The organism is Qipengyuania sp., assembly GCF_042095715.1.
GTDB lineage: Bacteria > Pseudomonadota > Alphaproteobacteria > Sphingomonadales > Sphingomonadaceae > Qipengyuania.
The window spans coordinates 57,582-75,617 of the sequence record NZ_JBELMO010000003.1 but is presented as its reverse complement, the minus strand read 5'-3'; the positions used below and the strand labels follow the sequence as shown (position 1 = coordinate 75,617).

At 64.6% G+C, this 18,036-nt stretch carries 21 protein-coding genes; 6 read left to right on the top strand and 15 right to left on the bottom strand.

Going from position 1 to position 18,036, the window contains the following annotated elements; translation table 11 throughout:
• Positions 1-30: 30 nt before the first annotated feature.
• Positions 31-426 (bottom strand): DUF3597 domain-containing protein, encoded by a 396-nt coding sequence (locus tag ACFDTG_RS01815; RefSeq protein ID WP_375289374.1) that lies wholly within the window; start codon positions 424-426, stop codon positions 31-33.
• A 117-nt stretch (positions 427-543) separates the two neighbouring features.
• Between ACFDTG_RS01815 and ACFDTG_RS01810 the strand changes: the two genes are divergently transcribed.
• Positions 544-753 carry a hypothetical protein gene (locus tag ACFDTG_RS01810; RefSeq protein WP_375289373.1) on the top strand — a complete coding sequence of 70 codons (210 nt, stop codon included), beginning with the start codon at positions 544-546 and terminating at the stop codon, positions 751-753.
• A gap of 18 nt (positions 754-771) precedes the next feature.
• Here the strand turns inward: ACFDTG_RS01810 and ACFDTG_RS01805 are convergent, their stop codons facing one another.
• Complete coding sequence (locus ACFDTG_RS01805; protein ID WP_375289372.1) at positions 772-1,491, bottom strand: energy transducer TonB; 720 nt, start codon at positions 1,489-1,491, stop codon at positions 772-774.
• 75 nt (positions 1,492-1,566) lie between these two features.
• On the bottom strand, positions 1,567-2,223 hold the full coding sequence (locus ACFDTG_RS01800) for an alpha/beta hydrolase (RefSeq protein WP_375289428.1): 657 nt from the start codon (positions 2,221-2,223) through the stop codon (positions 1,567-1,569).
• A gap of 176 nt (positions 2,224-2,399) precedes the next feature.
• Between ACFDTG_RS01800 and ACFDTG_RS01795 the strand changes: the two genes are divergently transcribed.
• The 4 genes from ACFDTG_RS01795 to ACFDTG_RS01780 all read left to right on the top strand — a co-directional run bounded on the left by ACFDTG_RS01795 (position 2,400) and on the right by ACFDTG_RS01780 (position 5,094).
• Complete coding sequence (locus ACFDTG_RS01795; protein ID WP_375289371.1) at positions 2,400-3,386, top strand: cysteine desulfurase family protein; 987 nt, start codon at positions 2,400-2,402, stop codon at positions 3,384-3,386.
• Positions 3,383-4,459, top strand: coding sequence for a cysteine desulfurase family protein (locus ACFDTG_RS01790; RefSeq protein ID WP_375289370.1), 1,077 nt, complete (start codon positions 3,383-3,385; stop codon positions 4,457-4,459). Before ACFDTG_RS01795 ends, ACFDTG_RS01790 begins: the two co-directional genes overlap by 4 nt.
• Positions 4,456-4,785 (top strand): 2Fe-2S iron-sulfur cluster-binding protein, encoded by a 330-nt coding sequence (locus tag ACFDTG_RS01785; protein ID WP_375289369.1) that lies wholly within the window; start codon positions 4,456-4,458, stop codon positions 4,783-4,785. Before ACFDTG_RS01790 ends, ACFDTG_RS01785 begins: the two co-directional genes overlap by 4 nt.
• 141 nt (positions 4,786-4,926) lie before the next feature.
• Complete coding sequence (locus ACFDTG_RS01780; RefSeq protein ID WP_375289368.1) at positions 4,927-5,094, top strand: DUF1328 domain-containing protein; 168 nt, start codon at positions 4,927-4,929, stop codon at positions 5,092-5,094.
• Positions 5,095-5,309: 215 nt separating this feature from the next.
• Here the strand turns inward: ACFDTG_RS01780 and ACFDTG_RS01775 are convergent, their stop codons facing one another.
• The 7 genes from ACFDTG_RS01775 to ACFDTG_RS01745 form a co-directional block, all read right to left on the bottom strand.
• Positions 5,310-6,053, bottom strand: a complete 744-nt coding sequence (locus tag ACFDTG_RS01775; RefSeq protein ID WP_375289367.1) for a carbonic anhydrase — start codon at positions 6,051-6,053, stop codon at positions 5,310-5,312.
• 28 nt (positions 6,054-6,081) lie between these two features.
• Positions 6,082-7,065: a calcium/sodium antiporter gene (locus tag ACFDTG_RS01770; RefSeq protein ID WP_375289366.1), complete on the bottom strand. Its 984-nt coding sequence runs from the start codon at positions 7,063-7,065 to the stop codon at positions 6,082-6,084.
• On the bottom strand, positions 7,062-8,240 hold the full coding sequence (gene nhaA, locus ACFDTG_RS01765) for a Na+/H+ antiporter NhaA (RefSeq protein WP_375289365.1): 1,179 nt from the start codon (positions 8,238-8,240) through the stop codon (positions 7,062-7,064). The genes ACFDTG_RS01770 and nhaA overlap by 4 nt, the downstream gene beginning before the upstream one ends.
• An 88-nt stretch (positions 8,241-8,328) precedes the next feature.
• Entirely contained in the window at positions 8,329-8,619 is a 291-nt protein-coding gene (locus ACFDTG_RS01760; RefSeq protein ID WP_375289364.1) for a DUF465 domain-containing protein, read from the bottom strand.
• Positions 8,620-8,717: 98 nt separating this feature from the next.
• On the bottom strand, positions 8,718-10,421 hold the full coding sequence (locus ACFDTG_RS01755; protein WP_375289363.1) for a mechanosensitive ion channel family protein: 1,704 nt from the start codon (positions 10,419-10,421) through the stop codon (positions 8,718-8,720).
• A 106-nt stretch (positions 10,422-10,527) separates the two neighbouring features.
• On the bottom strand, positions 10,528-11,292 hold the full coding sequence (locus ACFDTG_RS01750) for an SDR family NAD(P)-dependent oxidoreductase (protein ID WP_375289362.1): 765 nt from the start codon (positions 11,290-11,292) through the stop codon (positions 10,528-10,530).
• Between the two features lie 120 nt (positions 11,293-11,412).
• Positions 11,413-11,961, bottom strand: a complete 549-nt coding sequence (locus ACFDTG_RS01745) for a type 1 glutamine amidotransferase domain-containing protein (protein ID WP_375289361.1) — start codon at positions 11,959-11,961, stop codon at positions 11,413-11,415.
• Between the two features lie 101 nt (positions 11,962-12,062).
• Here ACFDTG_RS01745 and parC point away from each other — a divergent pair, with 101 nt between their 5' ends.
• Complete coding sequence (parC, locus tag ACFDTG_RS01740; RefSeq protein ID WP_375289360.1) at positions 12,063-14,354, top strand: DNA topoisomerase IV subunit A; 2,292 nt, start codon at positions 12,063-12,065, stop codon at positions 14,352-14,354.
• 66 nt (positions 14,355-14,420) lie between these two features.
• Here parC and ACFDTG_RS01735 read toward each other — a convergent pair whose 3' ends face one another.
• From ACFDTG_RS01735 to ACFDTG_RS01715, 5 genes are all read right to left on the bottom strand, one after another.
• The gene (locus ACFDTG_RS01735) at positions 14,421-14,954 is read right to left on the bottom strand and encodes a hypothetical protein (protein ID WP_375289359.1); all 534 of its coding nucleotides are present in this window, start codon (positions 14,952-14,954) and stop codon (positions 14,421-14,423) included.
• Between the two features lie 206 nt (positions 14,955-15,160).
• Positions 15,161-16,339, bottom strand: a complete 1,179-nt coding sequence (locus ACFDTG_RS01730; protein WP_375289358.1) for a CCA tRNA nucleotidyltransferase — start codon at positions 16,337-16,339, stop codon at positions 15,161-15,163.
• 4 nt (positions 16,340-16,343) lie between these two features.
• The gene (locus ACFDTG_RS01725; RefSeq protein WP_375289357.1) at positions 16,344-16,943 is read right to left on the bottom strand and encodes a CoA pyrophosphatase; all 600 of its coding nucleotides are present in this window, start codon (positions 16,941-16,943) and stop codon (positions 16,344-16,346) included.
• Entirely contained in the window at positions 16,940-17,488 is a 549-nt protein-coding gene (locus tag ACFDTG_RS01720) for a DUF1285 domain-containing protein (RefSeq protein WP_375289356.1), read from the bottom strand. The genes ACFDTG_RS01725 and ACFDTG_RS01720 overlap by 4 nt, the downstream gene beginning before the upstream one ends.
• Positions 17,478-18,017: a GNAT family N-acetyltransferase gene (locus ACFDTG_RS01715; RefSeq protein ID WP_375289355.1), complete on the bottom strand. Its 540-nt coding sequence runs from the start codon at positions 18,015-18,017 to the stop codon at positions 17,478-17,480. Before ACFDTG_RS01715 ends, ACFDTG_RS01720 begins: the two co-directional genes overlap by 11 nt.
• Positions 18,018-18,036 lie beyond the last annotated feature (19 nt).

The window sequence follows — 18,036 nt, the reverse complement described above, 5'->3', positions numbered from 1 at the left end:
GCGGGGCCGAAAGCCCCGGGGGAGGGTGGGTTAGCGCAGCTTCTCTGGAACCTCGCCGCCATTGTTGGCCAGTTCCTGCATCACCCGTTGATGCAGCCAGATATTGTCTTCCGGGCTTCCCGAGTAATCCGCGCGGCCCAATTCGTGCGCCAGAGCCTTGCGGCTGTCATAGTCCGAATCGACACCGATCAACTTCATCAGGTCGACGATGGAGGTGCGCCAGTTGAGTCGGTCGGCGCCGGGCATGGAATCCAGACTGTTCTCGATATTGATGACCGGCTTTGCATGCGGTTTCTCCCGCGTGGCTACGGTCGAATCGGTGCGGACGGTTCCTGGGGCAGGAGGCGTAGGTCTTCGCGGCGCGGGGGCTGTGGGCTTCTCGTCATGTCCGAAGATCGCGTCCTTGATCTTGCCGAAAATACTCATTGTCTGGTCTCCTGGCGCGCCGCATCGAATTTGCCGCCCGTGCTCAGAAACCTGCGGCGGTGTCTCCCGGTTCCACAGTCGCTTTGTTAAGTATGCGTGCTCGGCTATGGCGCGGCCATGAATTCCGACTGGATACTCTCGCTCGCCGTATTGGCGGCGCTCGCCCTTTTCGGCGGGGCAGCATATCTCTGGCGCAAACCGAACGAGCGCCGCAGGGCCATTCTGATGGCCGTTGCGGCTCTCGTCGTCCTGCTCAATGTCGCGATCTGGAGCCTGCCGGCACCGCAGGCCCCGGCCGAAGCGCCACCGCCGAACGCGACGCCCTGATCCCTTGGTCGGCCCCCGCTATTGGGGCAGTCGCCACTCGACGGCATTGGAATAGGACCCGCCAACGGCGTCACCCGATCCGTTTCGCGCGGGCTGAAACTTCGCGCGCCGAGACACGAGCGCGCAGGTCGCCTCGTCCAGCTCGGCATGACCGCTGGAGGAGGTGATGCTGCAGTTCGCCACCCTTCCGTCGGCAGCGATTTCGAGGCGAAAGCCGACGCGCCCGGTCAGTTCGCGGCGGATCCAGTTTCCGCGATAATCTTCCGTAGAGACCCAGCGTCCGGGATCGTTGCGCGGCTTGGCGAGCGTGGGGGCGAATGAGGATGTTGGCGTTGGCGTTGGCGTTGGCGCCGGAATCTCGATTTTGATGTCGCCCGTGTTCGGTATGGGAATGGTGGGTTGAAGTGGGCGGATATCTTCGGTGGTCTTTACCCGAGACGTATCCAGGTTGAACTCGATCGGTGGCTGGGGCACCTGGATGTCACGCTGGACGGGGGCCTCTGTCTGGGGCTCGACCGGTTGCGGCTCCGGGGGCGGGGGCGTTTTGGGCAGATCGAAGGTGCTGGGCGGCGGATCCTTGGCGATGATCGTCCCGCTGATGGTCAGTCCCAGGATCAGTGCTGCGCCAACCGCGCCGTGAATGGCGACGACCCCTGCCATGCTGGCGGCGCTGGGGCGGTTTCTGCTGTCAAGAAATGCCATGGTCATCCTCTCCTCGTGACCGCTTCTATCGGCCATCTCGAAGAGGATGTTACAACATATCTGACTTGGCAAGCGTTTTCGCGTTGCTGAAAGCAACGCGATTTCAGTCGGTCAGCGGATCGGGCAGGCCGGGTCGAGCCGGAAATTGAGGTAATTGTCGACCGAGGCCATCAGATCTTCCTGCTCGTTCTCGAAGAAATGATTGGCACGGGGAATTTCTTCGTGATGAATCGTGATGTGCTTCTGCGTGCGCAGCTTGTCGACCAGCTTTTGCACGGAATTGGGCTGCACCACGGTATCCTGCGCCCCCTGAATGAAGATCCCGCTGGCGGGGCAGGGCGCCAGGAAGCTGAAATCGTACATGTTGGCGGGCGCCGAAATCGAAATGAACCCGCGAATTTCCGGACGCCGCATCAGAAGCTGCATGCCGATCAGGGCACCGAAACTGACGCCGGCCACCCACGTGGTCTGCGCTTCGGGATGGATCTGCTGGACCCAGTCGAGCGCGCTCGCCGCGTCAGACAATTCGCCCACGCCGTTGTCGAAGCTGCCCTGGCTCTTGCCGACGCCGCGAAAATTGAAGCGCAGGGTTGCAAAGCCGCGATCGACGAACGTCTTGTAGAGCCGCTGGGTGATCTGCTCGTTCATGGTCCCGCCACCGTGCGGGTGCGGGTGCAGGATCATCGCAACCGGCGCCCGCGGACGCCGGGCGGGGGCAAAACGACCTTCGAGACGGCCTTCGGGGCCGGGAAAGATGACTGAGGGCATCGCAAACCTGTCAGAAGATGTGGCGGTACGCTGGCCGTGGCTGGCGCGTCCGAGGTGGGGGCTATATAGGGGCAAACCGCCAATTCGCAATATTTTCGAGCCTTCGTCCCATCTCTGAACGCATCTACCTGGATCATGCCGCGACGACACCCCTGCGCCCGCAGGCCAGGGAGGCCATGGCGGAAGGCATGCGGCACTGGGCAAATCCCAGCAGCCCGCATGCTGAAGGCCGCAAGGCGCGCGCGTTGCTGGAAGACGCGCGCGCGCGGATCAAGGTTGCGCTAAATTGGGAAGGAGAACTGATTTTCACGTCCGGAGCGAGCGAGGCGCTGGCCCTTGGACTTCACCGCGCGAAGACGAAGCGGCGTCTCGTTTCCGCAGTCGAACACGAAGCCGTGTTCCGCGCTACGCCCGATGCCGACACGATTTCCCTTTTGGATGGCGATATTGCGGGCGATGTTCTGCACCGCGAGCTCGAGCGCGGTCCACCGGCGGTGATCGCGGTTCAGAGTGTCAATTCCGAAACCGGCACCATTCTGTGGCCGGAAACGGCGCTGCCCGGTTTGGACACGATACGCGCTCATGGTTCCCTCTTGCTGCGAGATTGTTCGCAGAGCGCCGGAAAATTCGCACTTCCGGTGGGCGATATGGTCGTGATCTCCGCGCATAAATTCGGCGGACCCATCGGGATCGGGGCGTTGCTGGTGCGCGATTTCGCCCTGCTGGAGCCGGTGGGTGGGCACGAGCGGGGCTATCGTCAGGGGACCGAGAACCTTCCCGGCGCGCTGGGAATGGCGGCGGCGCTGGAGGTGGCGGACATGGACGGATGGCCGACGACCGCTGAGGAGCGATTGGACTTCAAGCAAGGCCTGATGGAATTCGGCGAGGTAATCCAACCCGGCTATCATTGTTCGCACATATTTGCTGTCGCGCATCGGACGATGAGCGCGCAGGCCCAGCTCATCAGGCTCGATGCCATGGGCTTTGCAGTGTCGGCCGGCAGCGCATGTTCCTCCGGCACGCTCAGGAAGAGCCGTGTTCTGGAGGGGTTCGGGATCGATGACGCGACGGCCTCGCGGACCATCCGGGTAAGTCTGGGCTGGACGACGACCAAGGAAGAGCTTGATCGTTTCATCGAAGCTTGGTCTGGACTTTCCTCATGATTTATCTGGATTATCAGGCCACCACCCCGCTTGCTCCGGAAGCGCGCGACGCGATGATGGCATGGCTCGACGGGCCGGGCGGCACGGGGTTCGGCAACCCCCATTCCCCCCACCGCATGGGCCGCACGGCAAAGGCGGCGGTGGAACTGGCGCGCGAACAGGTCGCGGCGCTGTTGCCGGCGGGGGGAACGGTGATCTTCACTTCCGGGGCGACGGAGGCCATCAATCTGGCAATCCGTGGCAGCGGGCACGGCGGGACGGTAAGCGTGTCCGCGATCGAACACGCCGCGGTGCTGGATACGGCTGGAGACATGGGCAAAACCCATTACCTCAACGTCGCCAGGGACGGACAGTGCAACGTCAATCAGGATCTGCCGGCAGATACCAGGCTGGTGTGCGTGATGCAGGTCAACAACGAGATCGGGACCATTCAGCCCACGCTCGACTGGCATAGAAAGGCCAAGGAAAACAACGCGCTCTATTTGTGCGACGCGGTCCAGGCCTATGGCAAGATCGAGGTCACCGGCGCGGACATGATCGCCATCAGCGCGCATAAGTTCCACGGACCCAAGGGCGTGGGTGCGCTGTGGGTGAGGCAAGGCCTTGAGTTGCAGGAGGTCCAGACCGGCGGCGGGCAGGAGGCAGGGGTGCGCTCGGGCACCCTCAGCCCGGCGCTGATCGCCGGCATGGGAGCGGCCGCGAAACTTGCCGATCAATCGCTTGATCATGACCGCGAACACATCGAACGGTTATGGGAACGCGCCCGTGATCGGTTCAAGGACTGGCAAGTGAACGGGAGCGAGGAGGCGCGCTGGCATGGCAACCTCAACCTCCGCCGCGAAGGCCTGGATGTCGCCCGGCTGATGAGCGATTGCCGCAATATCATGTTCAGCGCCGGATCGGCCTGCGCCAGCGGGTCGGGTCGGCCCAGCCACGTGCTCAAGGCCATCGGATTGTCCGACGCGGAGGCAAAGAGTTCGATCCGGCTCGGCTTTGGCCGCTACACGAGCCTGGAAGACATCGACGAGGCGGCGGAGACGATCAACGCCGCCGCGCAGGCGCAGGCGCTATGAAAGTCAACTTCACCACCCCCCACGGCGAAACGGTAGAAGCGGAAGCGGCGGCGGGCGACATTCTGCTCGGCGTTGCCCAGGCCGCCGGCATGCCGCTGGAGGGGACATGCGAAGGGCAGATGGCCTGTTCCACTTGTCATGTCATCGTGGCGAAGGAGTGGTTCGAAAAGCTCGCCGAGGCGAGCGAGGAGGAAGAGGACATGCTCGATCTTGCCGCCGGTGCGTGCCGCACCAGTCGCCTTTCCTGCCAGATCGTGCTGACCGAGGATCTTGACGGGCTGACAGTGACAATTCCCCATGAGGCCCACGACATGCGTCGCGGCTGAAGTGCGTCGGTCCTTCGATCCCCCCGACGGTCGTCAAACCGTCCCTAATCGCGACAATCCGAAAGTCAGGCGGAACCATTCTACGTTGGACCGGTTCAGTGCGAGTGCTTGAAACCAAGTACCTTTTAAAGGAGTGGTCTTATGTTCCGCTGGGCAATCATTCTGGCCGTTATCGCGCTGATCGCCGCGCTACTTGGTTTTGGCGGGGTTGCGGGTCTTTCCGCAGATCTTGCGAAGATCTTCCTGATCATCGCGGCCGTCATCCTCGTGGTAGGGTTCCTCTTCGGCCGCGGGGCGAAAGTCCCCTAGTCGCATTCGAGGACGGTTCTTCGTGAATCACCAACGGGATGTGCATTAGCCTTCCCAATGATTAGCGTCCGGTTCCTGGCTGTTGAGCACAGGGCCCGGACGCATTTCATCATAACGGCTCGACACGCGAAGCGCGCCCGACCGGACCGGAAGATGCCGGCCGGAGAAACCTGGAAACATCCTTTCGATCAGATAATGGGAACGGGCGGGCGAGCTCAGCCCGCATTTTCGGGCAGATCGAAGAAATCCACCTTGCCGCTACCAAGCGAATAATAGGCGCCCACGACCTTCAGCCGACCCGATTGTTGCGGTTCGAGCATGAGAGGATCGGTCTGGTTGCGCAATTGTCCGACGACACGCCGCACGTTCTGGCGCACCGCATTTTCCAGCTTGTCGCCTTCCTGACCACGCGCCTGCAGCACTGCCGGAATGATGGGCTCCACCATGCGCCCGATCGATCCGGGAAAAGTGGCGTTTTCGCTGACTACCTCGGTCGCGGCCTTCACCGCGCCGCAGCTTTCGTGGCCCATCACCACCACCAGCGGCACCTTGAGCACCGCGACGGCATATTCGATCGAACCCAGCGCGACCGTGTCCACGGTGTTGCCTGCATTGCGTATGATGAACAGTTCTCCCAGCCCGCGCCCGAAGAGCAGTTCTGGCGGAACACGACTGTCGGAACAGGTCACGTAAGCGGCGAAAGGCTCCTGCCCCCCGGCCAAGGTCAGCCGCCGCTGCGCGTCGGTCAGCACATTGGTCTGCGAACCCTGCAAGAAAGCGGCGTTTCCTTCGCGAAGCAGGTCGAGTGCCTGATCCGGGGTAAGATCCTTGCCAGCCGGGGCGATGCCCCTCACCGCCGTTTGGGCGGTCGCCGATCCGGCCGCGCCGCCGCCGACCAATGCGGCAGCACCCAGTGCGCCAGCGCTTCCTATCACGTTGCGTCGAGATATCGTTGTCATTCCGGTACTCCCTTCTAGTCTTGGTCAATTATTGCATGATTGTCGCGAGTACGAGGAACGCCGCGTAAGCGAGCACCAGCGTTCCCCCGATTGCGCGTCCGATCCCCCGGCCCATCGCGATCAGCCCGACGATGAGCGCAGCGGACGCGGCCATGATCCCCAGGTCCAGCGGCCACAGGCTTTCGGGTATCGCGCCGGGGGCCACGATCATGGTGACGCCGCCGATGCCCAGGATATTGTAGATGTTGGAGCCCACGACATTGCCGAAGGCGACCTCCGATTGGCCCTTGCGAGCCGCGACCAGTGACGTCACCAGTTCCGGCAGCGACGTGCCGATGGCCACGATGGTCAGGCCGATCAGCGTTTCGCTGAGACCCGCCACGCGCGCCAGATCGATCGCCCCCGTCACCAGCAGGCGTCCCCCGACAACCAATAGGGCAAGCCCGATCAGCGTCAGCACTATGGGTTTCCCCCAGCCATTTCTGTCGGGGTGAAGGGCTGGATCGGCGAGTTCGCGAGCCGAGGAGCGATCGTGCGGGGCACTGTGCGCCGCCTGAGACGTGTCGACGCGTTCCTGGCGATAGCAATAGGCGATATAGAGCACGAGCGCGGCCACCATCGCCACGCCGATCCAGATGCCAGTCAGACCGGTCACTGCCAGGACGATCAGCATCGCCGAGGCGGCGAGCGCGACCCCGCTGTCGCGCAGGGCCGATCCGGCGCGCACCGCGATGGGCGCCAGCAGCGCCGCCGCCCCGAGGATCAGCAGCGAGTTGGCTATATTCGAGCCGACGATATTGCCCCATGCGATTGCCGGCGATCCTGCCAGTGCGGCTTCGACGCTGGCGACCAGTTCGGGCGCCGAGGTGCCGAAGCCGACGATGACCAGACCCACGATCAGCGGTGTCACCCCGGCTCTTTCGGCCAGGCCCACCGCGCCGCGCACCAGGAGTTCGCCACCGATCAGCAGGGCTGCGAGCCCGCCCATCAGCAAGGCGATGGTCTCGATCATGCGTCCGCCTTCCGTGGCAGGACGCTGCGAAGCAGGGCGAAGCCTGCTAGTGCCGCGATCAGCGAACCGGACAACACGCCCAGCTTGACCGCATCGACTTGCTCCGGGTCGACGAACGCGAGATTGCCGATGAACAGGCTCATGGTGAAGCCGATCGCCGCCAGCAGCGACAGGGCATGGATCTGGCGCCAGGTTACCCCCTCAGGGAGGCGCGCGAGGCCCGTCTTTACCGCCGCAAAGGCGAAGCCGAAGATACCGATCTGCTTGCCCAACAGGAGGCCGAGCGCGATGCCCAGCGGGAGCGGCGCGAGCAGCGCAGCAGGATCCAGCCCGACAAGGCGGACCCCGGCATTGGCAAAGCCGAAGATCGGGATCACCATGAACGCGACCCAGGGGTGCAGCGCATGTTCCATGTGTTCCAGCGGACGCGAACCGCCGCGCGCCACCATGGGAACGCAAAGTGCCGCCGCGACCCCTGCCAGCGTGGCATGGATGCCCGATTTGAGGATGAAGACCCACAGCAGGATCGACAACACCACGTAGGGAATGCTGGAGGCGACCTTGAGACGGCCCACGATCGCGAGCAGCGCCAGCACCGCCACGCTCGCGCCCAGCATCCCAAGGTCGATGGAACCGGTATAGAACAGTGCGATCACCGCGATGGCACCGATATCGTCGATCACTGCGATGGCCAGCAGCAGCGCCTTGAGCGCCACGGGTACGCGCGGGCCGAGCAGCGCGAGCACGCCCAGCGCGAAGGCGATGTCGGTGGCGGCCGGGATCGCCCAGCCGAGCTGGTTCGCCGGTTCGCCGGCATTGATGGCGAGATAGATCGCCGCGGGCATCGCCATGCCGCCGATGGCGGCGATCAGCGGAAGCGAGGCGGCGTCCCAGCTGGCGAGCTGGCCGGCGAGCACTTCGCGCTTCACCTCCAGTCCGACGAGGAAGAAAAATACCGCCATCAGGCCGTCGTTGATCCACAGCAGCAGCGGTTTCTCGATGATGAAATTGCCGATTCCGGCGATGACGGGCAGGTCGAGCGCAGCGCCATAGCCGGGAGCGAGTGGGGAATTGGCAACGATGAGGGCGAGCGCCGCCGCCACGATCAGCACGATGCCGCCCGCGCTTTCCTTTTGCATGAATTCGCGCAGCATGGGTGCGATCGCCAAGGCCATGGCATTCTCCGTTGGTCGTCGGTGCAAGGGGAAGGGCCGCGGCGGGCGGCGATGGACGCGTGCCGCCGCGGCCTGCTTCACGCGGGGATCAGGCCGGCTGGCCGGTCCTCGACAGGCGGTGCAGCGCATCCTTCACGCGCAGCTTGGTTTTCTTGAGGCGCAGGACCTCCAACCAGTCGGGCCGGCGCTTGCGCAGTTCCATGCGCAGGTGCTCGTCGATCCGCTGGTGCATCTGGGTAAGTCTGAACTTCAGGGCCGTCATCTTAGTCTCCTTGATCGAGGCTATGTCGATCGGACGTTCGATGCGTCTGGTGTCGGGCCGGAGGAAAATCGCAAAGGCCCACTCGCGCGCATCGGAATGTCCGATGCGGTCCGACATCACGTGCGCCATTGTCGCGCACGCCAGAGGGGCCCGGCCCGCTTCTTACAAATGCACGGCCTTCCGATCAGTTTCAAGGGTAAATCGAAAATTTCGCCTCAGCCCGCTTCTTCCCCTCTGGACACATCCATCCGCACCTCGCGCTCGCGCGGGATATAGGCGGGGGCCGGCTCGTGCCCGGCGGCGGCATCCAGGCGCGATGCGGAGGCCAGCATGTGTTCGCGCAGGCGGCAATGCATGTTCCATCCCGCCTTGGGATCCTGCGCGCGCGCCATGAAGCGCACCACCATCGCCCGTGCGTTCTGGCCCACCACCTGGCACTTCGCCTCCTCGGCATCGATGACGTCGGGATCCTGTTCCAGGAAATCGGCGAAGGGCTTGCGCAGCGCTTCCACGTCGGCGCGGTTGTCGAGTTCCAGCTCGACATGCATCATCAGGCTGGGATCGCGCTTGGTCCAGTTCTCGAAGCTTTCGCTGGTGAAGGTGCTGACCGGCGCAATCACACGGCGTTCGTCCCAGGTGCGCAGCCTGAGATGGGTGAAGCCGATCTTTTCAACATAGCACCACTGGCCATCGTAGTAGATGGCATCGCCGATCCGCGCGGTCTGCGCGAAGGCGATCTGCACGCTGGCCATGATATCCCCCAGCACCTTGCGCGCGGCGAAGACCAGGACCAGCCCAACCAACCCCGCCGAGGCGATGATGGAGAAGCCCAGCGTGGTTGAGATGTCGCTGGCGACAAGCAGGATGCCGATCGCGGCGACCAGCAACAATGCGGTGACGATGCGGCGCACCGCGCTCATCCGAGTGTAGAAGCTGCGATCGTCGTTGTTCTCGGGCGCTTCCAGCTTGTCGGTGCGGCGGTCGGTGGCAAATTCGAACATCGCCTCGATCACCGACAGTGCGATGCCCAGCGCCGCTGCGAGCACCAGGATGAGCTGGAGCGGATCGAGCAAGTCCTTGACCGGGCCAGACAGCCGGAAGAAACTTTCGCGCACGATGGCGAAGGTGCCGGCGAAGGCCAGCAGGGTAGCAGGAAGGTGGATGGCCTGAAGGACGCCGACAAGCTTGCCGTCATCGCCCGCAGCATCCCGCCAGCGCTTGATCGCCAGATAGGTGAGTGCGGCAGCAAGCGCCGCGATCAGCAAGATCAGCGGCAGGGCGATCACTTCCCACCACGCGAGCGTCCAGAACGCCTGCTTGCGTAGCGGTGCGGGCAGCGCTTGTTCGAAGGCGGTCGGGCCGTATCGGCTGTAAAGCGCGGGAACATTCGCCACCGTCTGGCGGCTGAACATCCAGACCGGCTCCCCGCCTGGCATCTGCACGCGGGCAAGACGGATGGGAACGGTGCGATCGTCCAGCGCCAGCGTGGCCAGCGTGATGGAGCGGCGTGCGGTCCCGGACATCGGGTCTTTGCTGCTGGTCTGGGTATCCACCGCGTCGGGGCGGTCGGGCAGGGCGGTCCAATCCACGGTCAGCGAGCGGTGCATGAGATCGTAGAGCTTGGCCGCGATCGCTTCGCGCGACTGGCCGTCGGGTGCATCGACGCGCGCGTAGTCCAGCGCCTCCGCCGCGCGGCCCCATTCGCGCGCCTCGCCCGCCGCCATGAAGCTTTCGACAAGGCCCATCGGCGTGCCAAGATCGAGCCGGTCGGCCTCGACGCTGCCGCCCATCGCCACAGTGTCGACCTGATAGACAAAAGGTTCGGAGGCGCGTGCCACGTCGCGGTCGGACTGCGCGGCGGCCAGCCCCGAGAAACACAGCGCCACAAGCAGCGCAAAGATACGGATCGGTGATGCCATCAAATTCCCCTGTTGAAGAGGCAATGGATCAACCGTGCGATAGGTCCGAAAAGCTTGCCGCCCTTGTCCCATCCCAGACTAGGGGCGGGCGCAGGGCATGGAAGGCTCAGAGCGCCGGCTGTCCGTTCGACGCCATGACGCCGCCATCGACTGGTAGGTTCACGCCAGTGACCATACGGGCATCCTCGCTGGCGAGGAACGCCATCACCGCGGCGATGGCTTCCGGTTCTGCGGGCGCACCCAATGGCATCCGCTCGCGGAATTTCTCCATCAGTTCGTCATCCTCCTGCATCTCCTGCGTCATGCCGGTGTCAGTGAAACTGGGATTTACGGCATTTACCCGCACCCCATCTTTCGCCGCATCCAGAGCCATGGCGCGGACCATGTTGGTGACCGCGCCCTTGGACGTGTTGTAGGCCATCATGTTCCAGTCCCCGCCGAGGCCGGAAACGGATGACGTCATCACGATCGAGCCCTTGCGCTTCTTGAGTTCTGGCATGGCGGCTTTCGCCATGCGGTAATATCCACCCACGTTGACGGCCATGACTTTGTCGAAATCCTCCTCGCTCGTGCTGGCGACATCGCCCTGGGCATGAATGCCGGCGTTGTTGACCAGCACGTCGAGCTCGCCGAACCGCTCGACCGCGGCCTTCACCGCCGCTTCGGCATTGTCACTCTTCGAAGTGTCCCCCAGCTGGATTAGGGTGCGGTCGTCGGGAAGGTCGGAAGCGGCGTCCTCCAACTCGTCGGCATCCACATCCATCATTACCACATTGGCGCCTTCCTCGCAGAAGCGGTGGGCCGCCGCCTTGCCCATTCCCGATGCGGCGCCGGTAATCAGCACCGTCTTTCCTTCAAATCTGTTCATCATCTTTCCTTGTCAGCGGGCCTCGCCACTTATGGGGCGAGACGAAAAGAGGGCGGCCGCGCCCTCAACGGATGCGACCGCCCCCTGATTTTCGGCGCTATTCGCCTGAGTACGTGGAAGGGATCAGGCGCTTTCGAGCTCGCCGTTCACCTTAGCACCCAGCTTTTCGATCAGGGCTTTGGAGAAGGCCGGGATATCGTCCGGATTGCGGCTGGTGATGAGATTGCCGTCCTGCACCACCTCGCGGTCGACCACGTCGGCACCGGCATTCATCAGGTCGGTGCGGATCGAGGGCCAGCTGGTCACTGTCTTACCGTCGATGATATCGGCTTCCGCCAGCAGCCATGGGCCATGGCAGATCGCCGCGATGGGCTTGCCCGCATCGGCGAAATCCTTGACGAGCTGAACCGCGTCGTCGTTCATGCGCAGAATATCCGGGTTCATCTGCCCACCTGGCAGCAGCAGGGCGTCGAAATCATCCGCGTTTGCTTCGTCCACGGTCATGTCGACCTTGACGCTCTTGCCCCAGTCCTTCTGGTCCCAGCCCTTAATCTCTCCGCTTTCCAGGCTGACGACCGTGGTTTCGATGCCGGCCTTGTTGAGGTTGTCGCGGGGCTTCATGAGTTCCGACTGTTCGAACCCGTCGGTGGCGAGAATCATAACCTTGGTCATAATCCGTATCTCCTTTGTAAGTGTGGTTGTTCTTGCAATGCGTGGGGACAGCAATTGGTCCCGGATTGCAGGACGAGTTGCGAGGCTGGTAGGGCGGGGCGATGGCCGACACTCTGGATACGGACAAGGACCCCTTCGACGCGATCGTCGATGCCCCTTTCGACAGCGCGCTTTCGGAGCGCTATCTCGTCTATGCGCTCTCCACGATCACCGCGCGCAGCCTGCCGGATCTTCGCGATGGGCTGAAGCCCGTGCATCGCCGCCTGCTGTGGGCGATGCGGCAACTGAAGCTGGACCCGGCGTCGGCCTTCAAGAAATCCGCCCGCGTCGTGGGCGACGTGATCGGCAAATATCACCCGCATGGCGATGCGTCCGTCTACGACGCGATGGTCCGCCTGGCGCAGGATTTCGCGCTGCGATATCCGCTAGTGGAAGGGCAGGGGAACTTCGGCAATATCGACGGCGATAACGCCGCCGCTTACCGCTACACCGAAGCGCGGCTGACGCGCACGGCGCTGCGGCTGATGGAGGGGCTCGATCAGGGCACGGTCGATTTCGTCCCCACCTACAATGGCGAGGAGGAAGAGCCGGAAATCTTCCCCGGCCTGTTCCCCAACCTGCTGGCCAACGGCGCCAGCGGCATCGCGGTGGGCATGGCTACCAATATTCCCAGCCACAACGTGGCCGAGATCATCGATGCCACGCTGGAGCTGATCGACAACCCGCATGTCGAGCATGCGCGTTTGATGGAGCTGTTTCACGGGCCGGATTTCGCCACCGGCGGGCGGGTGGTGGACAGCCCCGAGAGCATTTCGGCCGCATACGAGACCGGCCGCGGCAGCTTCCGCGTGCGCGGGCGCTTCCATGCGGCCGAGGCGGCCAATGCGGCGGACCGGGAAGCGGGGATCGAGCGGCTTGGCGGCGGGCAATGGCAGCTGGTGGTCAGCGAAATTCCCTATCAGGTGCAGAAGGGCAAGCTGATCGAGCAGATCGCCCAGCTGATCGCCGACAGGAAACTGCCGATCCTGGAAGACGTGCGAGACGAGAGCGACGAGGCGATCCGCTTGGTGCTTGTCCCGCGCAGCCGCAACGTCGATCCAGAACTGCTCAAGGAAAGCCTCTACAAGCTGACCGATCTGGAAACCCGTTTCGGGCTCAACCTCAACGTGCTGGATGCCACGCGCACGCCGATGGTGATGGGGCTCAAGGAACTGCTGGGCCACTGGACCGCCAGCCAGATCGACATTCTCCAGCGCCGGAGCCGCCACCGTCTGGATCAGATCGCACGGCGGCTGGAACTGGTCGAAGGGTACATCGTCGCTTACCTCAACCTCGACCGGATCATCGAGATCATCCGGACCGAGGACGAGCCCAAGCCGGTGATGATGGCCGAGTTCGACCTGACCGACCGGCAGGCAGAGGCGATCCTCAACATGCGGCTGCGCAGTCTGCGCAAGCTGGAGGAGATGGAGCTCCGCAAGGAGCGCGAGGACCTGCTCAAGGAGCAGGAGGAACTCAATAAGCTGCTCGACAGCCCGGCGCGGCAGCGCACCAGGCTGAAGCGCGATCTGGCCGCGCTGCGCAAGGAATATGCCGAGGACACGGCCCTCGGTCGCCGCCGCACCACGGTGGCGGAGGCGGCACCGGCGGTCGAATTCAGCATGGACGCAATGATCGAGAAGGAGCCGATCACGGTCATCCTCTCCGCGCGCGGCTGGATCCGGGCCGCCAAGGGTCATGTCGATCTGGCGCAGGACTGGAAGTACAAGGAAGGGGATGGCCCCGCCTTCGCCTTTCATGCGCAGACTACCGACAAGCTGCTGCTCGCCGCTGACGACGGCAGGTTCTACACATTGGGGGCCGACAAGCTGCCGGGCGCGCGGGGATTCGGGGAACCGGTCAGAAACACGCTCGACATCGATGCCGCGGCCCAGCTTGTTGCGGCGATCGTACACCGGCCGGGCCAGCGGCTGCTGCTGGCGGCGGACACCGGGCGCGGCTTCGCGGCGCAGACCGGGGAACTCCTCGCCGAAACGCGCAAGGGCCGGCAGGTGGTGAACCTCAAGGACAAGGCGAAGCTGGCGGTCGTCTATCCGATTGCCGCTGCCGACGATCACGTCGCGGTGGTGGGCGACAACCGCAAGCTGGTGGTCTTCAATCTGGAGGAACTGCCCGAGATGACGCGTGGGCAGGGCGTCATGCTGCAACGCTATCGCGATGGCGGGCTGGCGGATGCGCGCACCTTCAAGCTGGAAGAAGGGCTGAGTTGGGCGATGGGCGGCGAAACGGGCCGCACCCGGACCGAGCCCGAGATGTGGCAATGGAAGGTCGCCCGGGGCGGGGCCGGCCGCATGCCGCCCAACGGATTCCCGCGCGACAACCGGTTTTCCTGATTAAAACGAGAAGCCCCGCCGGCTTGCGCGGGCGGGGCTTCCTTCAATGCACTCTGATCGAGAAAATTACGAAGCGTCGGCAGCGGCTCCGGCGGTGCCCTGCGCGGCGAGGGCTTCCTCGATCTGCGCCATGGTCAGCCGCGCGGTGACGCCGGCATCGGTGGCGGCGAAATATTCGCGCAGCAGGTTGACCTTGCCGGCATCGTCGGGGCGATCGATCACGATCTGGTCGCCATCGACTTCGGCCACGGTGCCCAGCGCGGCACCGTCGGCGGTCATAACCGTGGCACCGGGGATCAGCGCAGCGTCGCGCTTGGCATTGGCGGCGGCCATCTGCTGATCGACCATGGTATCGAGCTGAACCTTGGTCACGGTGATGGTCGGGCCGGTTTCACCCTTGCCATACATGTCCACGCCCAGCGGAACCTTGTGCTTGCCCGTGTCGAGCACGGCCTGACCGTTTGCGACGCTCACGATCTTGCCGACCGGTTCGCCTTGCGGGCCATAGACGGTGGCGCCCACTTCGACATCGCCGGGAGCGGCGAAGGCAGGTGCGGCGGACAGGGCGAGGGCGGCAATTGCCAGCTTCGCGATGTTCATTGTGATAATCTCCGGTAGCTTTTTTGATACAGTCGGTGCCGCAACACGCCGGAAGCGCGCCGGGCCAGGAATGGATTGTCGGAGCGGGATCGGCACGCGGCATGGCGCCCCGGGACCCGCGACGGGGAGTATTCCAAACGAGGCCCCGTTTGGCAACCTCGAGCCCGGTTTATGTCATCGTCCGCATTAAGCGAAGCTGAAGCGCTTCAAATACGGGCGATTTCTTCGTCCAGCAGAACGTCGATCCGCTGGCGTCCGGGGAAGCCTTCGGCGACCCAGCGCCCCTCCACCGCCTGAAGCACGCGGGCCACCGAGGGCCCCGCCGCGACGCCTCGGGCCACGATCTCTCCACCTTTCAGCGAGAAGTTTGGAATGTCCCAATCGTCCAGCGGTGCGGTGTCCGCGCCCAGCAGCAGCAGTCGGTCGTGCGCGCAGGCCATCCCTTCGCGGTAGGCGAGCGCGCGCGGGTCCCGGTTGTCATCATCGCAGCGCTCCGCCGCGCAGACGAGCCGGGCGCGCTGCTGCCGGGACAGGCGAAAGCGCGCGGCGACGGTCTCTGCAAGAGAGCGGACGGGGGGGATGAGCGCGGCGAGGCGGCGCAATGCTTCGAAGTTTGCACCTTGTGCCTGTTCGCAGGCGATCAGCCGCTCGAGCGAGGCGATCCCGCGTCCGCGCGCTTCGGGCAAGACGACGGCGAGCACCCCTGCCTGCGCCATGATGGCCACGGTCGGTGCCGGATCGGGCAGCGCGAGCAGAGTAAGCATCTCTCCCCCGATCCGCTCGCGGCTGAGGCCCTTGAGCGTGCCGGCCAGATTCGCGCATGCCGCCAGAGCCTCGGGATCGATCTCGTCCCCGAAGCGCGCCTGGAAGCGGAAATAGCGCAGGATGCGCAGATGATCTTCGCGGATGCGCGTTTCGGCATCGCCGATGAACCGCACCCGGTGCGCCGCCATATCGTCCAGTCCGCCGAAGTAATCGCTGATCTCGCGCGTTTCGGGGTGGGCGTAGAGCGCGTTGATGGTGAAATCGCGCCGGGCGGCGTCCTCGCTCCAGTCGTCCGCGAAGGCGATGGTGGCCCGGCGGCCATCGGTTTCGACATCGCGGCGGATCGTGGTGATTTCCACCGGACCATCTTCGAGCACCGCGGTGATCGTGCCGTGATCGATCCCGGTCGGCACTGTACGGATGCCCGCTTCCCGGCAGCGGTCGATCACCGCGCCGGGCAGCAGCCGCGTAGCGCAATCGACGTCGTAGATCTCGTGCCCCAGCAGCGTATCGCGCACCGCCCCGCCGACCCAGCGGATCTGCTCCGCGCCCAAGGTGCGGGTCAGCAGCGCTAGTCCTTCGCGGCGGGTCCAGGGGGCGTCGGGGAGCAATGTCGCCATCGGTTCAGTCCTGCCCCACCCAGGCCAGGCGGCGCGACAGGTTGGCGCAGATCGCTGCCGTCACGCCCCAGATGCGGTAGCCTGCGTGATCCATTTCATAGTAGTGCCGCTCCGCCCCCTTCCAGACTGCCGAATTGGTCTGCCAGTTGCGCTCGTCCATGAGCAGCGAAAGCGGCGCTTCGAACCAGCTTTCCACCTCGCGCGGATGCGCCTGTAGCGGAAGGTCCGGAGGCACCACGGCGAGGACCGGAGTAATGTCGAACCCGGTGCCCGTCTGGTAACGGTCGGTGGTGCCCACCACGCGGACTTCGGCAGGATCCATCGCCAGTTCTTCGCGCGCCTCCCGAAGGGCGGCGGTCACCGCATCTTCTCCCGCTTCCAGCTTGCCACCGGGAAAGGCCACCTGGCCCGGATGGTCGCGCATGGTGCGCGGGCGCTGCGTCAGGATGACGCCGGGATCGGAGCGATCGGTCACGGCGATCAGAACCGCCGCATCCGCCGTCCGACCGGCATCGGCAAAACGCCGATCGGACAACAACTCACCCACGTCCCGGGCATGTCCCTGCTCGAACAACTGCGAAAGGCGGTCGAACAGCGCGCTCATGCCGGGAGGAGGGCGAAGCTCGATCCACCGCTGGAAACATGCGCGCCGTCCCCCTGCGACAGGGCGATCTCGGCAAGCTGCAACCAGGTTGACCGGTCCAGCCGCGCTTCGCAGCCGTGGCGGACCGCCAGATAGATTGCGGGGGTTTCGGCATCGCCGCGGGCCGTGATCGGATGGTCGGCACCGGCCACCACCAGATCGTCGGTGTTGAGGCGGAAGATCAATGCGCCATCACGCTCCACGCAATCCACCGCGATGAAGGCCGCGTCCTCCACCACGATGCTCAGCTTCTGCTGCGGCGTCACCAGCCAGTGCTGCCCGCCATCATCGCGGATCAGGAGGCTGGCGAAGGCGCGCACCATGGCGGGGCGGGAGATCGGGCTGCCCTCGTGATACCAGCGCCCGTCGGCGCCGATGCGCATGTGGCTGTCTCCGACATGGTCGGGGCTCCACTTTTCAAGAGGCGGAAGACGCCGCGCGGCCACCGCTTCGGCGACTTCGGCCAGGCTCAGTCCGGCAAGTTCGGGCGGGGGGTTATAGGGCACGTGTCTGCGGTGCCAGAATTGGCGCTTCGCTCCAAGGGCCCAGCATCCCTTCGCGCGGAAGTACGGCGGGGTTTTCGCAGCGGACCAGCAGCCGCTCCCGATCCCACGGACCGGGGCAGCGCCAGCCGCCGGTATGCTCGGCGGAAAAGCCCCAGCGGCCATAATAGTCGAGATCGCCGATCAGCACCTGCGGCAGCGGCGCCTTTCCCGAAATCGCGCCCAGGCTGGTGGCCATCAGCGCCTTGCCATAGCCTTCGCCCTGGCGTCCCGGCGCGACCGCGACGGGCCCAACCATCAGCAGGGGGTGCGGTCGCCCATCCGCATCGGTCAGCGCCACCGGCCAGAGCTGAATACTGGCGACCAGATAGTCGTCATCGTCCAGCGCGGCGAAGCTCAGCGCCGGGAGCCAGTCCATGCCGGTGCGAATGCGATAGGCGGTGCGCGCGTGGCGCCCGTCCCCGAACGCCGCATCCAGCAGCTCTTCGACGAGCGGGGGCTCTATCGCGGAAAGGGGCACTATGGTCGCCATACGGGGCGCCGCGTTAATG